Below are 2,233 nucleotides of genomic sequence, written 5' to 3' on the forward strand. Positions count from 1 at the left end.
CAATGGAGCGCAGCGGAATGAGGACTTGCAGCGGATAGCCCGGCCCGCAGGGACACGCCCAAAAAACTGTATCTGCCGCCCGGTTTTCCTTTGTTGCTGCTAAAGTGCATCGGGTTATATTTCATGGCAAATCAATACCCTAAAATCTTTCGTTATGAAAAAAACGGTGTCAATAGAGTAAACGATATTGTTATGCCGGATTAAATTGCTGTTTTTTAACAAAATCACTAAACCATCAATACCAATTCAGCGCAGGGCTAAGCGAAAATGGGTTGGTATACTTGTGCCGGCCCCACCATGCGAACGGGGGTTAACGGTTGCCATTTTTTCGGTTTAGTGGCTCACTTTGTCTAAATGACCGGAGCATAGCGCTGAATCCGTCCTGGTAAGAAGTGGTTTTAAAGTCAGGGAAATGTGCCATGAACTTGTCAAAATTCATTTCGTAAGGTGTTTCAAACTGATACAGCATTTCTTCCACTTCCTTTATGGGTGGGATAAAAAGGGAAAGCGCCTTATGTAGTATTTTAGGGAGATAGCTTACTTTATATTTTGTCCCCAGTTCTTTATTAAACATTTCATTTGCTTCTTCAAAGGTTATGGGCCTGCCAACAGGCAAATGCCAGACTTGTCCGTAGGTGCTGTCGTCCAGGGCCAGGGCAACTAATGCTTTTGCATTGTCGCCAGTATAAGCGTAAGTGTGCGCAACGCCTTTTTTGCCCAATACTTTCGGGGCTTTACCCTGGAGTATATTTTGGAGAAATGATATATAAAAAGAGCTGTTTACGGCTAACTCCCCGTAGAAATCTGCTGACCTGCCTATCACGGCTTTTACCCTGTGGTCTGCCATTGCCCTGAGCAATAAATCGGTTGTTTGTTTTCTTGCCTTTCCTTTTTTGGTGGTAGGATTTTGTGGATGCTGTTCATTAAATGGTACTGCTAATGGCGCCGGCCCGTACATATACACATTATCAAAAAATATGAGTTTTGCTTTTGCTTTTTCACAAGCATTTATGACATTGTGCATCAACAAGGGCCAGTCTCTTGCCCATACCTCTGCATTGTATGGCAAACCAACGCATAAGTAAACATACGCAGAGTGCTGAATGGCTTTCAGTGCTTCACCTGCATCGAGCAAATCGGCTTGAGTGGTTGCTATGCCTTCTAATTTTTGGCTTCGTCCAACTGCATTAAAGTGTAACTTTCTGTTTTGTAATTCCTTAATTACGGCCCGCCCTATTGCTCCGGAAGCACCCAAAACGGTATGAAGTTCGTTTTTCATCTTTAATTTTTTAAAGTTGGTTTTATTAAAAGGATATTTATGGCAATAGCTACTATCCAAAATGTCCACAGGGAATTCGCTATAAAATTCAGGGCGCCAAAAATGGGTGCTTGTTTTCCGCCAAAGTGTTCTATAACACTAAATAGCAGTAGTATCCCGATGAAAAGGCCAGCATAGCCCAGCCATTTTTTTATAGTATTTTGTTTAATGATAAGCGCCGCCAGGATTATTGTCCAGCTACCCATTGCAATAAAACCCAGATGCTCACCAATGCTCATCCCGGCATAGCGGTTTAATGTCTCATAAAGCAGTGCGGCGGTTTCCTTACTGGAAGTATTGCCAAAATACATCTCTGTTAAAAACGGCATTGTAAAAATCCAGCGTATAAAGCCGATTGACTGAAAAACCGTAGTGGCAATACCCAGTCCTTGCAAGGCCTGGCTCAGGATTTTTCTTTCACTTTTGAACCATTGTGATAATTGGTATGAAAGGGGAATATAAAGTAAAGATGAAATCAGGAAAATATAGTACCCGGCCTGAATTTCATTTTGATTCATTTTGAATAATTCAAATGCCTTTGATGCCGGCTCACGCAGTATGTCCGGGAAATTAAAATAATTACCCAAAATAATCACGGGAATGGTTACCGATAGCGCTTCTGCGAAGAGAAGTAAGGATGTGCTGATTTTTAATAACATTGAAGTTTTCATGATTGTTTGTTTTAGATTATTTAACCATTTGCCTCACAAAGGTATAAAGCCATTTTCCGCCGGATATTTACCCAGGTTAAGAATTTAAATAAAACTAAATTTTTTTTAAGTTTTATTTTACAAGAAGTTTTTGCATTGATAATAGTTGATTCAAATAAGGTTTTAATCATTCTTCCACCCCGCCCGCGTGAGGGATAGCAGCGGAAAGCCCGCAATGGAGCGCAGCGGAATGAGGACTTGCAGC

General features: G+C 41.3%; 2 protein-coding genes. Both read right to left on the reverse strand.

Going from position 1 to position 2,233, the window contains the following annotated elements:
- Positions 1–310: 310 nt before the first annotated feature.
- The gene (locus CHU92_RS00445) at positions 311–1,279 is read right to left on the reverse strand and encodes an NAD-dependent epimerase/dehydratase family protein (protein WP_094411505.1); all 969 of its coding nucleotides are present in this window, start codon (positions 1,277–1,279) and stop codon (positions 311–313) included.
- 2 nt (positions 1,280–1,281) lie between these two features.
- A complete protein-coding gene (locus CHU92_RS00450; RefSeq protein WP_094411507.1) occupies positions 1,282–1,989 on the reverse strand; it encodes a DUF4386 domain-containing protein in 708 nt (235 codons plus the stop codon).
- Between the last annotated feature and the right edge of the window lie 244 nt (positions 1,990–2,233).

Source organism: Flavobacterium cyanobacteriorum (assembly GCF_002251835.1).
Taxonomy (GTDB): Bacteria; Bacteroidota; Bacteroidia; order Flavobacteriales; family Flavobacteriaceae; genus Flavobacterium; species Flavobacterium cyanobacteriorum.